Source organism: Halomonas sp. G11 (genome assembly GCF_001663515.1).
Classification (GTDB): Bacteria; Pseudomonadota; Gammaproteobacteria; order Pseudomonadales; family Halomonadaceae; genus Vreelandella.
Genome location: NZ_LYXG01000019.1, coordinates 67,155 through 81,500, shown reverse-complemented (window position 1 = coordinate 81,500; position 14,346 = coordinate 67,155). Strand labels below are relative to the sequence as shown.

Annotated in this window: 13 protein-coding genes; 4 read left to right on the top strand and 9 right to left on the bottom strand. The window is 55.7% G+C overall.

Annotated features, from left to right (window positions below; genetic code table 11):
- Positions 1 to 19 precede the first annotated feature (19 nt).
- On the bottom strand, positions 20 to 886 hold the full coding sequence (locus tag ADS46_RS10220) for a putative RNA methyltransferase (RefSeq protein ID WP_066319654.1): 867 nt from the start codon (positions 884 to 886) through the stop codon (positions 20 to 22).
- Between the two features lie 190 nt (positions 887 to 1,076).
- Between ADS46_RS10220 and ADS46_RS10215 the strand changes: the two genes are divergently transcribed.
- From ADS46_RS10215 to ADS46_RS10205, 3 genes are read left to right on the top strand one after another with little or no spacing between them, the layout of a single operon-like run.
- Entirely contained in the window at positions 1,077 to 2,081 is a 1,005-nt protein-coding gene (locus ADS46_RS10215) for an ABC transporter substrate-binding protein (protein WP_234346807.1), read from the top strand.
- Complete coding sequence (locus tag ADS46_RS10210; protein WP_066319652.1) at positions 2,075 to 3,076, top strand: FecCD family ABC transporter permease; 1,002 nt, start codon at positions 2,075 to 2,077, stop codon at positions 3,074 to 3,076. Before ADS46_RS10215 ends, ADS46_RS10210 begins: the two co-directional genes overlap by 7 nt.
- On the top strand, positions 3,076 to 4,110 hold the full coding sequence (locus ADS46_RS10205) for a FecCD family ABC transporter permease (protein ID WP_066319649.1): 1,035 nt from the start codon (positions 3,076 to 3,078) through the stop codon (positions 4,108 to 4,110). Before ADS46_RS10210 ends, ADS46_RS10205 begins: the two co-directional genes overlap by 1 nt.
- 77 nt (positions 4,111 to 4,187) lie before the next feature.
- Here the strand turns inward: ADS46_RS10205 and ADS46_RS10200 are convergent, their stop codons facing one another.
- Positions 4,188 to 6,326: a TonB-dependent receptor gene (locus ADS46_RS10200; RefSeq protein ID WP_066319648.1), complete on the bottom strand. Its 2,139-nt coding sequence runs from the start codon at positions 6,324 to 6,326 to the stop codon at positions 4,188 to 4,190.
- Between the two features lie 272 nt (positions 6,327 to 6,598).
- On the opposite strand from ADS46_RS10200, the gene ADS46_RS10195 reads away from it, so the two are divergent.
- Positions 6,599 to 7,426, top strand: coding sequence for an ABC transporter ATP-binding protein (locus tag ADS46_RS10195; RefSeq protein WP_082926049.1), 828 nt, complete (start codon positions 6,599 to 6,601; stop codon positions 7,424 to 7,426).
- A gap of 28 nt (positions 7,427 to 7,454) precedes the next feature.
- On the opposite strand, the gene ADS46_RS10190 is transcribed toward ADS46_RS10195, so the two are convergent.
- The 7 genes from ADS46_RS10190 to ADS46_RS10160 form a co-directional block, all read right to left on the bottom strand.
- On the bottom strand, positions 7,455 to 9,533 hold the full coding sequence (locus tag ADS46_RS10190) for a TonB-dependent siderophore receptor (protein ID WP_082926048.1): 2,079 nt from the start codon (positions 9,531 to 9,533) through the stop codon (positions 7,455 to 7,457).
- A gap of 347 nt (positions 9,534 to 9,880) precedes the next feature.
- Positions 9,881 to 10,120, bottom strand: coding sequence for a FitA-like ribbon-helix-helix domain-containing protein (locus ADS46_RS18535; RefSeq protein ID WP_082926047.1), 240 nt, complete (start codon positions 10,118 to 10,120; stop codon positions 9,881 to 9,883).
- Positions 10,121 to 10,646: 526 nt separating this feature from the next.
- Complete coding sequence (locus ADS46_RS10180; RefSeq protein WP_199825215.1) at positions 10,647 to 11,882, bottom strand: helix-turn-helix domain-containing protein; 1,236 nt, start codon at positions 11,880 to 11,882, stop codon at positions 10,647 to 10,649.
- Positions 11,860 to 12,543, bottom strand: a complete 684-nt coding sequence (locus tag ADS46_RS10175; RefSeq protein WP_066319634.1) for a hypothetical protein — start codon at positions 12,541 to 12,543, stop codon at positions 11,860 to 11,862. The genes ADS46_RS10180 and ADS46_RS10175 overlap by 23 nt, the downstream gene beginning before the upstream one ends.
- Positions 12,544 to 12,552: 9 nt before the next feature.
- On the bottom strand, positions 12,553 to 12,915 hold the full coding sequence (locus ADS46_RS19085) for a nucleotidyl transferase AbiEii/AbiGii toxin family protein (protein WP_066319633.1): 363 nt from the start codon (positions 12,913 to 12,915) through the stop codon (positions 12,553 to 12,555).
- A complete protein-coding gene (locus tag ADS46_RS10165; RefSeq protein WP_066319632.1) occupies positions 12,905 to 13,681 on the bottom strand; it encodes a type IV toxin-antitoxin system AbiEi family antitoxin domain-containing protein in 777 nt (258 codons plus the stop codon). Before ADS46_RS10165 ends, ADS46_RS19085 begins: the two co-directional genes overlap by 11 nt.
- Before the next feature lie 206 nt (positions 13,682 to 13,887).
- Positions 13,888 to 14,244 (bottom strand): nucleotide pyrophosphohydrolase, encoded by a 357-nt coding sequence (locus ADS46_RS10160; RefSeq protein ID WP_066319630.1) that lies wholly within the window; start codon positions 14,242 to 14,244, stop codon positions 13,888 to 13,890.
- Between the last annotated feature and the right edge of the window lie 102 nt (positions 14,245 to 14,346).

The following is a 14,346-nucleotide window of genomic DNA, read 5'->3' as shown; positions in this document are numbered from 1 at the left end:
GCATCAATGAAAATCGCCTTTAAAGGCGCTCCCACCGCACCAAGCGCACGTCTACCGTCAAGGTTATCTCCCCAAGTGCAGCGGCCTTCTTGCGGCCTTCAGTGGTGGCACGGTAAAAATGCGGCGTCATCACCAGCAAATCGGCAATCGTCTCTGCATCGTCAAGCGCAAGGGTATAGCGCACCGTCTCTGAACCCAGCGACGCGAAACCCGCTGGCGGTTCAGCATCACTTGCCCGCTCCGGTTTTAACGTCGGGTAGATAATATCGCGCAATTCACGCAGATGATCCGACCCCGCCTCGACCTGTAGCAGCAGGCCGCCTGGTTTGAGTACCCGCGCGAACTCGTCAAAGACCGGAAAACCAAACATGCAAAGCACACCATCGAGCGCCCCGCTCTGAACCGGCAGGTTGGCATTGCTGCCCACCACCCAACGGTTGTGCGGTTGCTGTTTATTATGCTGCTTAGCCGCCGCCTGCACGGCCCATTTGGAAATATCCAGCCCCATTAATGCAAGCGACTTCAGGCTCGCCGCCGCATTGGCTAACTCCCGGAGGTAGTAGCCATCACCACAGCCGGCATCCAGGCAACTGAACAACGTATCGCGAGGTAATTTTTGTTCTGCGTGGTCGAACACCGCCCGGCTCACCGCCTCGGCAATCGGCTGATAGTGACCCGCCTCCAGAAACCGACGCCGCGCAGCCACCATCGCCTTGCTATCGCCAGGATCGCTGGAGCGCTTTTGCTGAACCGGCAGCAGGTTCACATAGCCTTGTTTGGCAATGTCGAAGCTATGACCCGCCGGGCAGCACCATGCGCTATCTGACGGTGTCAGTGGCTTACCATCTAACGGGCAGGCCAGCGCCTGAAAAGGGGATGTGTTCATGCCAATAATGCCTTATAGAGAAAGCGAACCAGGCGCAGCATGGTACCGCATCGCTTCAAGAAAGATAGCGGGCAGTAAAGCAGAAGCCACAATTGATAACGATTTGTATTAGACTCTGCATCATGCCATCATTCGTAGCTTTCTCTCCCCGCATGGGCTCCTTGAAAACTGCGGCCATCAGGAAGCTGGAATGACGTGCCATCCACCTAACCGTTGCATGCCGCTATGGCTGCTCGGCATGCTATTGCTCGGCGTTAATATCTGCGCCGCGCAGGGCCTTCAAGACGCCCAACCAAGCGTTGATGATACTGACGTGCCCCTTCCTTCTACGCCACAACGCATTGTCACCCTTTATCAAGGCGCGACTGACAGCGCCGTGGCGCTCGGCATCACCCCGGTCGGCGTTGTCGAGTCCTGGCTGGAAAAACCCATGTACCGCTACCTGCGCGATGCCCTTTCCGATGTCGACTACGTGGGCCTGGAAACCCAGCCCAATCTGGAGAAGATTGCCTGGCTTGATCCGGACCTTATCGTCGCCACCCGTTTTCGTCATGAGCGGGTGCTTCCGATACTCGAGAAAACGGCACCCACCGTCGTGGCTGGCCCGGTGTTCGATTTCAAAGCAAGCCTTTCACTGATCGCTGAGGCGACCGGCCGGGAAAACCGTGCCCGCCGCTTACTCAGAGAGTGGGATCAGCGTGTGGCGGATTTTCGCCATAAAATGCGTCGTTCGGGCCTGGCCTGGCCTCAAAAGGCCGCCGTGGCACGTTTCAAGAGTGACCACCTGCGCCTTTATTCGTCGGGGTTTGCCGGCTCGATTTTAAGCGAGCTGGGCTTTCAACAGCCTGACGCACTCAAGGCCCAGGGCTGGGGAATGAAGCTGACCAGCGAGGAAAACATTCCCGTCATCAACGCCGACGTCATTTTTGTGATACTGGAGCCCGACGACCCGGCCATCATGGAGAACTACCGCCACTGGAGGTCACACCCCCTATGGCAGCGACTGGACGCGGTACAAAACGACCGTGTGTTTGAAGTCGATACGGTGAACTGGATCATGGGCGGCGGCATTCTGGCCGCCAATGCGATGCTGGATGATCTTTATACCCATTACGACCTCACGCCTTCGCCATCTCAATCGTCGCGCTCATGCCGCGCACGTCTGAACGACAACATGGAGCCCGTTCGATGCTGAGCGGGCAAGCTGCCAAAGTCGCGGGGCTATGCACGGGCGGGATACTCATGCTGACCGCCTTTATCGCCAGCCTCATGTCGGGCCCTACCGATATACCGCTAGCCGCCTTGTTGACCTCTCTGAGTGACTACGACCCAACGCAGGTGGCCCATATTGTCCTGCGCACCGAACGCTTGCCCCGCGCGGTGATCGCCGCCCTGGTGGGGGCAAGTTTAGCCATTGCCGGGGCGCTGATGCAGACCCTGACACGCAATCCTTTGGCCTCCCCCGGCATTCTGGGGATTAACGCCGGGGCGATGTTTTTTGTCGTCGTCGCCGTCTCGTTACTACCGCTGCATACGCCTGCGAGCTATGTTTGGGCAGCATTATTGGGCGCCCTGGTTGCTGCCGGATTGGTGGTCGTCCTCAGCCGCGGCCGTCAGGGGGAACTTCCCCCGCTACGCGTATTGCTTGCGGGCGTGGCCGTTACCGCCATGTTTGTGTCGTTCAGCCAGGGGCTATTGATACTCGACCAGCAAAGCTTCGAAAGCGTCTTGTATTGGCTGGCCGGTTCCGTCGCGGGCCGGGAACTTTCACTGGTGGCGCCCCTGCTCCCGCTGTTCGGCTTTGCCCTGTTGCTGTGTGGTTTGCTGGTAAGACACGCCAACGCCCTCATGCTGGGAGACGACATGGTCGCGGGGCTCGGGATGCGGGCAGGCACCATCAAGCTGTTACTTGGCCTGATAGTGATTCTGCTGGCGGGAAGCTCGGTGGCACTGGCGGGTATGATCGGCTTTGTGGGGTTGATCGTGCCGCACATGGCGCGTGGCCTGTTTGGCGTCGACCACCGCTGGCTAGTACCCGCCTGCGCGCTACTGGGGGCGAGTTTGCTGCTGTTGGCCGATATCGCATCGCGCGTTTTGATGCCGCCTCAGGAGATTCCCGTCGGCGTGATGACCGCCCTGATTGGCACGCCCTTCTTTATCTATCTGGCGCGGCGACAGCAGGCCCAATGATGACCTCTTCCAGTGTTTTGCAACAGCAACACAACCTGACGAGTGATCGTTTTTGGGCCATCACCGGGCTGCTTGCGCTGCTTCTGGTCGTCAATATGGGGATATCGCTCAGCCTGGGCAGTTTTCCGACACCGTTTGCAAACGTACTGCACGCACTCGTTTCACCGCAAAAAAGCGATATTACGTTTATTATCTGGGAGCTGCGTTTGCCGCGTATCGTGCTGGCCGTTTTGGTGGGTGCCGCGCTGGCGATTGCTGGCGCGATTCTTCAGGGCATTGTGCGCAACCCGCTCGCCTCGCCTGATGTTATCGGCATAACGAGTGGTGCCTCGCTGGCAGCGGTCGTGTTTCTGAGCCTGTTAAGTACCTATCTAGGCAGCCAATGGCTCCCGCTTGCTGCCTTGAGCGGCGCGTTTTGTGCCGCGTTGCTAGTGTTCTTTCTGGCCTGGAAAGGCGGCGTCAGCCCTTCGCGGATGGTGCTGGTGGGCATCGGGCTTTCCGCCGCCATGGGCGCGGCAACGACGCTATTGATCGTGATCAGCGATGACGCGGCCGCCATGGTGGCCTACGTGTGGCTCACCGGCAGCCTTTATGCCGCCCAATGGCAGGATGTAGCGGGCATGCTGCCCTGGTTGCTGGTTGCGGTTCCGCTATGCCTTGGCTACGCAAGGCAGCTCGATACCATGGCGCTGGGTGATTTAGTCGCCCAAGGACTCGGGATAAACCTGCTCAGAAGCCGCCTGATACTGATGACCTGTAGCGTGGCACTGGCAGGCGCTGCCGTTGCCTTTGCGGGTGGCTTGAGCTTTGTTGGCTTGATGGCCCCTCATATAGCCGCCAAGCTGGTGGGCCGTCACTTTGTCAGGTTGGTACCGACATCCGGCTTGATCGGGGCATTGATCGTGCTCAACGCCGACCTGCTAGGACGGGTGGCCTTTTTACCCCGTGACCTGCCAGCAGGCATTTTCGTTTCCGGTATTGGTGCGCCCTTTTTCGTTTACTTGCTGTATAGAACTCGCCAACGCCGTTATTAAGACAACCATTCGTGAATAAAAAAACGGCACCCATGGGGTGCCGCCAATCAGCTTGCTAGTTAAGAAAACATTTCAGTTCAGAAATCCAACTGGTAGCCCAAGGTGAAGGTGCGCCCCCGGCCGGTGAAGTAATACTCGTCGCTGACACGGGCCGACTGTGAGTAATAGGTGAGGTAGTCTTCATCGGTGACATTTTCAACGCCGACGGACATGCGTCCCGCGGGCAGTCGATAAGTCAGCGAGGCATCCACTAACCCATAGCCGTCAAAATCAAGTTTCGGGTCATCGACGCTCCGATCGAAGTAGTAACGGCTCTGCAAGCGAGTCGACACTTTATCGTTCCAGGTAGCGCTCCAGCCCAGCTTGAGCGTATCCGGTGCGATATTGATACCGGTCAGCTCGGTCTCCACACGGCCATCACCGTCCTGATCCGACTCACCTTCGGCGTGGGTGTAGGAGAGCGACAGGTCATGATTGTCCGTTACCTGCATATCGCCGGTAATCTCGACACCCTGGATCTCGGTCTTTTCGCGGTTGCCCACCCAGGTGCCGTTTTCCTCCGTAAGACGCTGACCGAAGTCCGCGTTCGACTGGTAGTAACTGACCTCCAAGCCGTAGCGGTCCCAGTCGAATCGCGCGCCCACCTCGCGGTTATCGGTCACGATAGGCTGAAGCTGGATCAGATCATCAACGTTCTGCCCCGGCGTGCTGATACCACGAAGCACCCTGCCCACATCGGGCATACCAAACCCTTCGGAGTAGTTGGCGTAAAGCTGGGCCCAGTCGGTGGCCTGATAAACGAGACCTGCGTTGAACAGCGTCTCGTCAAAGCTGGGCTTACCGCCCTCAACGGTCACGTTATCCTGGGTGACATTGTCGCGATCGATGCTTTGATAGGTATCCACCTCAAGATCAGCATGCTCGTGGCGAACCCCAGCGTGCAGGGTGAGCGACTTGGCCAGTTCAAACTCGCCCTGGAGGAAAGGCGCAATATTATCGAATTGGCTTTCCGGCACGTAGGTACGCCCGGTTTCCACCAGCATCTGGCGCGTCTCGTCGCGGAGGATATCCAATCCCGCGGTCAGTCCCAGCCGATCCCCCAGCAAGCCATCGCGGTTGACGGTGAACTTGGCCCCCACCTTGTCGGACTCAGTGCGCGTTTGGTCGTACTGGGTGTCACCGGCGCTATCCAGGTAAGGGAAGTAAGGGGTTGTGGCAAAGCGGGCGCGGAAGCGCTGATGATAAACCTGTGCATCGACCTCGTTGCCAAACCAGTCCGCGTGGGCGTAGGAAAGCCGCGCCGTGGTGACCTCATTGAAGCCAGGCTCACCATCACGCGTGCCCTTGATCGCCGTCGTGGGAACACCCGCATCGCGATCACCTGGCTTCGGCACGTAATCGTTGCTTTCTTCCAGATCAAAATGGTTGAGCGACAGCTCAAGGTTCTGATTGTCGTCTATCCAGTACCCCAGTTTGCCGAATAGATCGTAGCTTTCAGAGTTCTGCAGCTCGCCGGGATAGGCAATACCGACAATGTCGTCGTTGCCATCGTAAAAGACGCCCCGCTCCTGGCGGGTGGCAGCAGCGACGAAATCCCAGTCACCCTGCTGGCCGCTTATGCGGTAGTCCAGCTTATGGCCGATGCCGTCGGACTCGAAGTCGTCGTCCGTCGTCAGGCTGACGCCCGCATGTTGACTTATCCCGCCACCTTCGGCGCGCCGGGTAACAAAGTTAATCAGCCCGCCAGTGGCGCCCAGGCCGTGTTCCGCGCTGGCGCCGTGAATCACCTCAATACGCTCGACCATCGACAAGTCAATGGTGTAGCTATCACGCGAGCTGTCGCGCAACGGGTTGGACTGCGGCACACCGTCGACCAGAAAAGCGGCATCCCGGCCACGAAAGGTCTCACCTGCATTAGACAGTTTTTGGCGACTGGGGGAGTAAGACGGAATCAGGTTGCTAAGCACCTGGCCAGGGTCACTACTGATGGCCATCTGCTGCTCAATCTGTTCCCGGCTAATCACCGTGACTTTTTGCGGCGTTTGGCCCGCCTCGCTCTTGCTCCGGGTTGCGGTGACGACCATGGGTTGGCTTTCGTCCGCAGTGCTTATCGCAGTGCCGGTGGAAGAGGCCTGCTGAGCGTAAACGTGACTGGCAGCCACCAAACCGATAAACGAAACGGTCGGCCAAAGCACGTGATGCTTATTGACGTACATCTTCTTCTTATCCCCTTTTTTTGCCTGAAGAACCCTTGCTAATACAACTCAACACTAAATGAGAATAGTTATATTATGCATATAAGAAGGCATTGGGTCTACCAAGCAGCTATAAGCAATTCGGCATCATGCAACGGCTTTAGCCGACGATTTTTACTACTAACCCGCTCAAAAGGGCATTAAAAAAGAAGTAATCGCTAACTTACAATGCTGATAATATTGAAAATGAGAATGTTTTGTCTTACGGTGCAGGCTGTTTTGATAACCCGTGAATGCCCATGCCACTCGCATCAGCCCCGCATGCTCGATTAACCGGCGAAGCCCTTTACGCTGGCTATGACACCAAACGCGTACTCAATGGCGTGGATATCGCCGTGGCAGAAGGAAAACTGACCGCCCTGCTGGGCCCCAACGGAAGCGGTAAATCAACCCTGCTGAAGACACTCGCCCGAACGCTGACACCCAGCGCCGGGCAGGTATATCTGGATGGAAAAGACATTCATCGCCGCAATACCCGCGACGTGGCAAGGCAACTGGGCATTCTTCCTCAAGGCCCCATTGCCCCGGAAGGGCTGAGCGTGCGGCAGCTGGTCGCCATGGGACGTTTTCCGCATCAAAGCCTATGGCAAAAAGACGCCCAGCAGGATGCCCGCGCGGTCAACGACGCCATGGCTTATACCCACGTAACGGAATTTGCCGAACGTAACGTTGATGCGCTTTCCGGCGGCCAACGCCAGCGTTGCTGGATCGCCATGGTACTGGCGCAACAAACCGACCTCTTGCTACTTGATGAACCCACCACCTTTCTTGACCTGAAAGTACAGGTTGACCTGCTGGAGCTGCTTTCACGCCTCGCCCACGAAAAAGGCCGCACCCTGCTACTGGTCCTTCACGACCTGAACCTGGCAGCGGCCTACGCCGACCACCTGGTGATGATGCGAGACGGCCAGATCGTCACCAGCGGCGCGCCTGACGAGGTCTTTACCGCCGCTAACCTCAAGCGTGTTTTTGATCTGGACGCCCAGGTGATCCAGGACCCGGAAACTGGGCGCCCGGTTTGTGTACCGCGCCCAGCAGCGCATAAAAAACCCGGCGGTTAAGCCGGGTTTATAGCGACGCGTCAAAGGTTTACCAATTATATTTCAGGCTGCCGATCACGCTGCGGGATTCGCCGTAGTAGCACCAGTAGTCACAACTTGCGACGTACTCTTCATCCGTGACGTTATTGACGTTGAGCTGAGCCGTCCAGCTTTCATTGATGTCATAACTCACCATGGCATCTCCCACGGTATAGTCAGACACCGTGGCTCTGGTTGTTCCATCGATAGACTCGCCCACATGACGAATACCCGCGCCCACTTTTAGGCCATTCAGTGACGTCCCTTCGAAATCATAGTCCAGCCACGCGGACGCCATATAGCGGGGAATCAGCGCAGCTCGGTCATCGTCTTCATCACGCGCATCTGTGTAGGTATAGGCCGCTGTCAACTTGAGAGCATCCGTGAGATAGCCCACACCTTCGAGTTCGAAGCCGCTCGAGGTTGTCTTACCTCCTTGCTCCTGTTCCCCGGCAGGCTGGGTGACAAAAGAGTTGGATTCCTCAATGTCGAACACCGCCGCGCTAACATAGCCATCCCAGTTCAGTGGTGCGTACTTGATACCCGCTTCCCATTGCTCACCTTTGATGGCTTCAAAAATCGCGCCATCAGTATCGCTAGTATTAGCACTTGGCCTGAATGACTCGGTGTAGCTGAGATACGGGCTCACCCCGTTACTCCCTAAGTACATGACACCGCCAGAGAAGGTTGTCTCGGACTGGGTTTCGTCAACCGTGACATCTGTTAGTCCGTCAAAGTTCTTCACATCCGCGCTATCATGGCGGACGCTACCGAGCAGTACCCAACGGTCATCAATACGCAACTGATTCTGAACATAGAAGCCCAACTGATCCTTGTCGATCTCACGTTTTGTTAACTGATCGCTCGGAACCGTTGGAAAATCTCCTTGTGGGTCGAATAGGTCGACCGAATCAGCGGCCCCATAATTGAAACTGTCATACTCCTTACCATCCAGACTCAAATCCTGATAGTCCACCCCGATTAATAGAGTATTTTCCGTACGCTCGGTATACCAATTACCAATCATACGATTATCGATAGTGAAGCTATCGATATCACCGTCACGCTGTAAGTGACCGCGATAAGCGGTACGGCCGACTGAATAATTTACGTAGGTACTGCGCAGATCCAGATCGAGATGGCTGTAGCGAAAGTCTTGCTCAAACTCCCAAGTGTCATCGACACGATGCTTGAATTCGTATCCGATGCCCGTCTGAGTATGCTCGTCCTTGTCGTAGCCGGGCGAACCGTAATTGGTCTGAGGATCCACTTTGCCAAAGGGTGTGTCCTCCAAAGTGCCATAGGCAAGCTTGAATGGATTGACGGGCACCCCGTCGTCCTTCTGAAAGCTGGCCAACACCGTCAGTTGCGTATCATCCGAAACATCCCACTCGAGGCTAGGGGCAAAGTAGATACGCTCATTATCGGTGTCATTCAGATCTCCATCGCGTTCCTTGTACAGCCCCACGAAACGGTAGCGTACATCGCCGCTCTCTGTCACCGGCCCCGATGTATCAATGCCTAACTGGCGGTGATCACGGTTGCCAGCCTGAATCTCGAACTCACCACGCGGCTCATCGGTTGGACGCTTGCTTACCGCGTTAATCAGCCCCCCAGAAGGTGCTTCACCATACAGAATCGATGCAGGGCCTTTGAAAACTTCGACTCTTTCCAAACCATACGTTTCTGGTAACCACTGGTAGTAACCGGTGCGATAGAGACGAAGGCCATCCAGATAGGTCGCTTGGTCAAAGCCCCGAACTTTAAACCAGTCCGTGTTGTTGTCCGACCCATAGTGGCCAGAGAGCACACCTGAGCGGTAGCGGAAAGTTTCATCCAACTGCTGAACGTTACGGGTTTCCAGTTCTTCGCGGTTAACACTGGACACAGCCCGAGGCGTTTCAAGTAGGGGCGTATCCACCTTCAACGCCGTAGCAGTAACCACGGTGGTGCCAGTATCCACCGACTCTTCCTGAGCCAATGCAGCGAGCGGCGCAAAACTCAGCACGCTACCGAGCGATAGGGTAAGTGAACGTCGCATAGCAACAGCTAGGGGACGTCGCGCGAAAGGAGTAGTGTTCTGGAGCATGAAGAGGACCTTGGGATGTGGAGGAAGCGTATAATTATAGTAAGACGAATGATACGAATTTTTATTACGCTTCACAATGGCAGCCCAGCTGCATTACTGCTTATGGTTTCAACGCTTCATGGGAGAGATTTGTTAGAAGCTGCTCGCACTATTAGGGATAGTCGAGCTCACCTTCTCGACGTGCTGTTGCAGCTTCCTCACCAAGCTACGTGACCTCGGCCGCGAAACCGTCACCCACTGGCTGGATGACAACTTCGACACCATCGGCGAGCGCTCGAGTGTCGATCTTCGCCAGATTTTTCAGGGGATTGGTGCGCAGCATCAGGGGTAGGGAAAGAAAGCGTTTATCAAGAACCATCCGTATTAGGAGGCTTATCAGCTCTAGCAGGCACTTTGAGCTCGATGCCTCCCGCGTCTGCGAATCGATCCCGTATGCGACTCCCAAGCCCTGCATTCTGTGGCTGGTAAAGTGCTTTGCGTAGAATGATGCGAACCTCCTCTTCCATGGAATGACCATGCATCTCTGCCTGTATACGCAGTTGGGACTTGAGCTGTTCGTCAAGGTTACGAATGGTAATTGATGCCATACCAGCCTCCTTAGATGCCTAGCATAGGCTCAATGAATTTATGTCGGCTGCAACGTTTGCCATGTCTAACCTCATGGATACAAAGAGCAGAATCTAGAGTGTGGAGCTGTTCAAGCTGAAGGGAGGTGAGGTCACTTCACCCAACAACGAGCTACCCAGTAGCGAAGCGAGAGCAGGAAAATAAAAAAGAATGGGGTCCAACGAGCGACAGGTGGCCGCGAACCAAGGGCTCATAATCCCGTGCTTTCGAATATGCATATTGAAATGGTGGGCCCAGTCCGACTTAAACGGACGACCAAGAGATTATAAGTTCGCTTTTAAAACAATAAGTTACTGACACACAAGGAAAACTGACCGAAATCTAGAGAAAGGTACAGTTCTTTGGAATCAGTAGGTTAACGAAGGTTGGGGATAGCATACGAAGCTGATGTGTGTACCGGTGGTGTACCAAATTTTTCCCCTGCGTTGCTATGCCCCGCTCCAAATTGCTGTGCCTCCGGTAGCTCAGGACTCAAAATTCACCATGCTACTTCTGAAACGGTAGAATATCCGCTCGGGTAGCTCGACCTGACCTTACGGCATTATGCTTGAGCTTGAGAGGGACCACGTTATCTCCAGCCTCAGGCTGCGCGCTCAGGTAGCCAGGGCGTAGGCTACAAAGCATCTCAATGGTTTCTGGCGGCAATCCAATCTGATGCACCAGCTCAGCACGTTCAAAAATTCCGTTATCAACCAATAAGTGAGCACCGCGCATCATCAGCTTAGGCTGCTCGAAGGCAAAAGCATCATCTCCTGGCTCACCTTTCGTCCATTTGCGCGCCGAACGCCCTTTCCATAGCCTTAATTCGAGTTGTTCAGTGAGAAGTGACAAATCTCGGCAGCGTACGATCATTGAAGCTACCGAGGCTTTCCAGCGCGGCTTAAGTGAAAGTAAATTATCGAGCGTAGGCCACACCACCTCTTGAGAGAAGCTTTCAGGCGGCATCAAAAAGGCACTAGCAAAGCGGTGTGCCTGAGTTTCTAAAAGGTCATAAAGATCTTTTTTTACATATTGGGCAGCCGGAATTTTGGAGTGAAGAACGACATGCCCCAGCTCATGCGCTGCATCGAAGCGATTGCGAATCGGATTTGCTTTGTCTTCAGCGATAAGCACATACGGACGACCATCCAAAACAGACACATGGGAAACACCATCCATTTTGACGTGACCCAGCGTTGCACGAGTGCAAATGATCCCGGCATTCTCCATCACTTGGATAACATTCGGGATAGGAGCCGTACCGAGCTTCCAGTTCTCGCGGCACTCCCGTGCGATTTCCTCGATTTCCTCGTCGCTAATCAACTGGCAATCGTCAACATCTAGCATTGGCACATTGACTTCCGGCCACTCCATCGCATCCTGGAAGAAGTCAGAGATCTCTTGGAGCCAATTCAAGTATAGCTGGGACCTTTCACGTGCCTGCTTGTGAGCAGTCGCTTGGGAACGGAAAAAATAAGGGCGGTGTTTCTCTTCGACTGCAGTGGGCACAGGCCTCAAAAACCACATGCGAGAAACACTAAACACGCGACACAGGCGATCAAATGACTCAGCCTCAGGCAGCTGGGCACCTTTTTCCCAAGCCGAAAGGGTACTGGAAGAGCGGCCAACCTGCTCTCCCAGTTCCGCTAGGGTTAAATTGTGGACCGTGCGCAACTGGCTCAACCGCTGGCCCTGGAAACCCTCAACCCCTGTTCTCATGTTACTCGCTTCCACCTTCTTCACTTTGGTCCTCAGACTCGGCGTGGCGCATCCTATCACGCAGGGTCGGGTAGGCGACATCAGGAAGCTCCCCTTCCTCATCATAGTACTGCCAGAGCTGACCTACTTCTGCCCATAGGTGATAGCGTGACCGGTGGTCACTATAAGGAACGGCGATCACATAGCCCAACGGGCTGCTATGATCCCCTTCAGTCCACTTAGCCGAATGTGGTAACAACAAGGCATGAAGCGAGTCTTCGTTTGGACCAAAGGGTGGCACAAAGGGAGCAAAAAAATCAGGATGTTGCTGCTGCAACCGCTCGTTTTCCACACGAAGGTCACGCCGAAACTTGGCCTCCCGGACTGGAGGAACCCTGTCTACCGTCACGATGCTGGTTGTGATCTGTAGAGAACCGGCACGTATAAGCGCGTAGTGACCGCCGGCTGGGCGTGTGGCTCGGTTGATCACCTCGAAGCCCTCCCCTCCTGACAACCCCAGCAGCGCCTCCTGCACCATGTAGTGGTGGGATTGCGGACCAGGCCCTGCCAAAGGCACATTCTGATAGGTAGCTTTGAGGTGGCGGTCACTCTTGTTGAAAGCCGCTTCGATGCTCTCAAGCATGCTCTGCAGGTGGTGGCGAGGCAGCTCTTGGCAGATGAAGCGACTGATTTCTTCTTGGTTCACAGCGGTTCCTCAGGAAGCGAATTCGGCAATACGGATTATAGGACCATTTTTTCCGGTTATCCACACCATCCGACCATTCCTTGCAGTCACTATACGCGTTGGGGTGTTAAGCCAGTCTCTGGTACGTCTCTCGGCTGATGCTGATCGCTCCGCCAGGAGCTGCAACGCCCCGCGACAGCTTCGCAGTGCCTCGTCGCGGGGTTCCAGCGGTAGGTAAGCTAGGTCGATATCGACCGATCGGCGGGGTAATGGCTGCACAAAAAGGTTAATGGCCGTGCCGCCCTTCAGGGCGAAGCAAGGCTCGTCATTGAGGAATGTCAGCAGCGAGACCAGCAGCCTGACCTGTTCGTGGTAGCGAGCTTCAATCGGCATGCAGGAACGCCTCCGGCACCGTAACGTGATATTCCCTGTCCAACCTGCCCCCCTGGCAGAGTTGCCGCTTGCCTTTGCCGAGGTCCAGTCGACCCGGTTCCAGTCGACCGTACCAGGTATGCCCGGCGTGGCGGGCCAACACAAGGAAGGCACGTTTGATTCTCACCGAGCGGCACCCCTCCAGCAATACCTGAAGTCGGCGCGGGCGCAGCGTATTGAGGCCGCCGAAGGTGTCCACCAGATCACTGCCGAATAGCAGCTCATTCGGCGTCACGGCGATCCACTCCAGGACCGCTCGCTCGGGGGTCGATACCTGCAAGTTGAAGGCCCTGCCATCCGGCGCGTAGTCCGTGAAGCTACCGGGAAGCTGCACTGGCAGACCCTTTTCAGAGTGGAGCACCATCCGCCCTGCCCACTCGGCATCACTCAACCACCGGGGCAGCCGAACGGATTCCTTGCCATAAAGTTGCGTTGTACGCTCCCCCATGGGCAGATAGTGGGCAAAGCCATGCAGGGCCAGGGCCGTCTGGCCACCCGGCCAAAATGGTGGCATCCCCGAGCCGTCGCTCGCCTGCAGGGCGAAAACAGCGCTCTCCCAGGTAAGAGGCTCCCCCGCTTGGCAGTAGGCGCCGTGCCCCACGCGTTGCAGCCAGCCACTGCTGGCCAGCTTACGCGCCTGATCAGATGTGACGCCGTGCGACGCCAGCCAGGCGGTCGTCACGACAGCGCCATACGGGATCTTTTGCAGCAGATAGTTTATTTTCACGTTAAAAAGCGGCCTTAAATTCCGTCTTCAGAGTGAATAATAAACCAAAGCGGTTTATCTTCACACACAAAATCGCCATTAATGGCCGCTTTTAGAAAGGAATTTAAACCGAAAGCTTAGTCTCCGTTCCTGCTTGAGCCCAAATTCAGCGGGAGGAAGCCAGGCAGAGAAGGCCGCTGCAGAGAACAAAGTGGCCACACATCACATTAATCCTGATAGCGCGTGTACTTTTTCGCACTTCCCTTCACTTGGTCGGCGGGATATTTCTCCGCATTCTTCTCCATCTTCGCCCAGCATGCCGCTTCGATATCCACGCCAAGCTTGCCCGCCAGCCGAATCAGGTAGAGCTGCACATCTGCAATTTCGTCACGCACGGCGGCTAGTTGCTGCTCGTCCAGCTCTTTGGACTGCGCCTCGGTAAGCCACTGGAAGCATTCCTGCAGTTCAGTCGCCTCCACCGTCAGCGCCATGGCAAGATTCTTGGGCGAATGGAATTTATCCCAGTCTCGCTCAGTAGCGAACTGGTCCATGGCGTCGTGGAGCTTTTTGAATGTGTCTGACATGAGGGATTCACCTGGTTCTGCTGCATTGGATTGCTGTGAGCATGCCTACTCTGCTGCTGGTTATCCAGCAGACATAGGAAATAGGTGTTCATCAGATCGCCC

Excerpts from the sequence above, each read along its gene's own strand:
- ADS46_RS10220 (WP_066319654.1), bottom strand. The coding sequence starts at position 886 with ATGAACACATCCCCTTTTCAGGCGCTGGCCTGCCCGTTAGATGGTAAG.
- ADS46_RS10200 (WP_066319648.1), bottom strand. The coding sequence starts at position 6,326 with ATGTACGTCAATAAGCATCACGTGCTTTGGCCGACCGTTTCGTTTATC.
- ADS46_RS18535 (WP_082926047.1), bottom strand. The coding sequence starts at position 10,120 with ATGGCATCAATTACCATTCGTAACCTTGACGAACAGCTCAAGTCCCAA.
- ADS46_RS10205 (WP_066319649.1), top strand. The coding sequence starts at position 3,076 with ATGACCTCTTCCAGTGTTTTGCAACAGCAACACAACCTGACGAGTGAT.
- ADS46_RS19085 (WP_066319633.1), bottom strand. The coding sequence starts at position 12,915 with ATGCCGATTGAAGCTCGCTACCACGAACAGGTCAGGCTGCTGGTCTCG.
- ADS46_RS10215 (WP_234346807.1), top strand. The coding sequence starts at position 1,077 with ATGACGTGCCATCCACCTAACCGTTGCATGCCGCTATGGCTGCTCGGC.
- ADS46_RS10195 (WP_082926049.1), top strand. The coding sequence starts at position 6,599 with ATGCCCATGCCACTCGCATCAGCCCCGCATGCTCGATTAACCGGCGAA.
- ADS46_RS10190 (WP_082926048.1), bottom strand. The coding sequence starts at position 9,533 with ATGCTCCAGAACACTACTCCTTTCGCGCGACGTCCCCTAGCTGTTGCT.
- ADS46_RS10210 (WP_066319652.1), top strand. The coding sequence starts at position 2,075 with ATGCTGAGCGGGCAAGCTGCCAAAGTCGCGGGGCTATGCACGGGCGGG.
- ADS46_RS10160 (WP_066319630.1), bottom strand. The coding sequence starts at position 14,244 with ATGTCAGACACATTCAAAAAGCTCCACGACGCCATGGACCAGTTCGCT.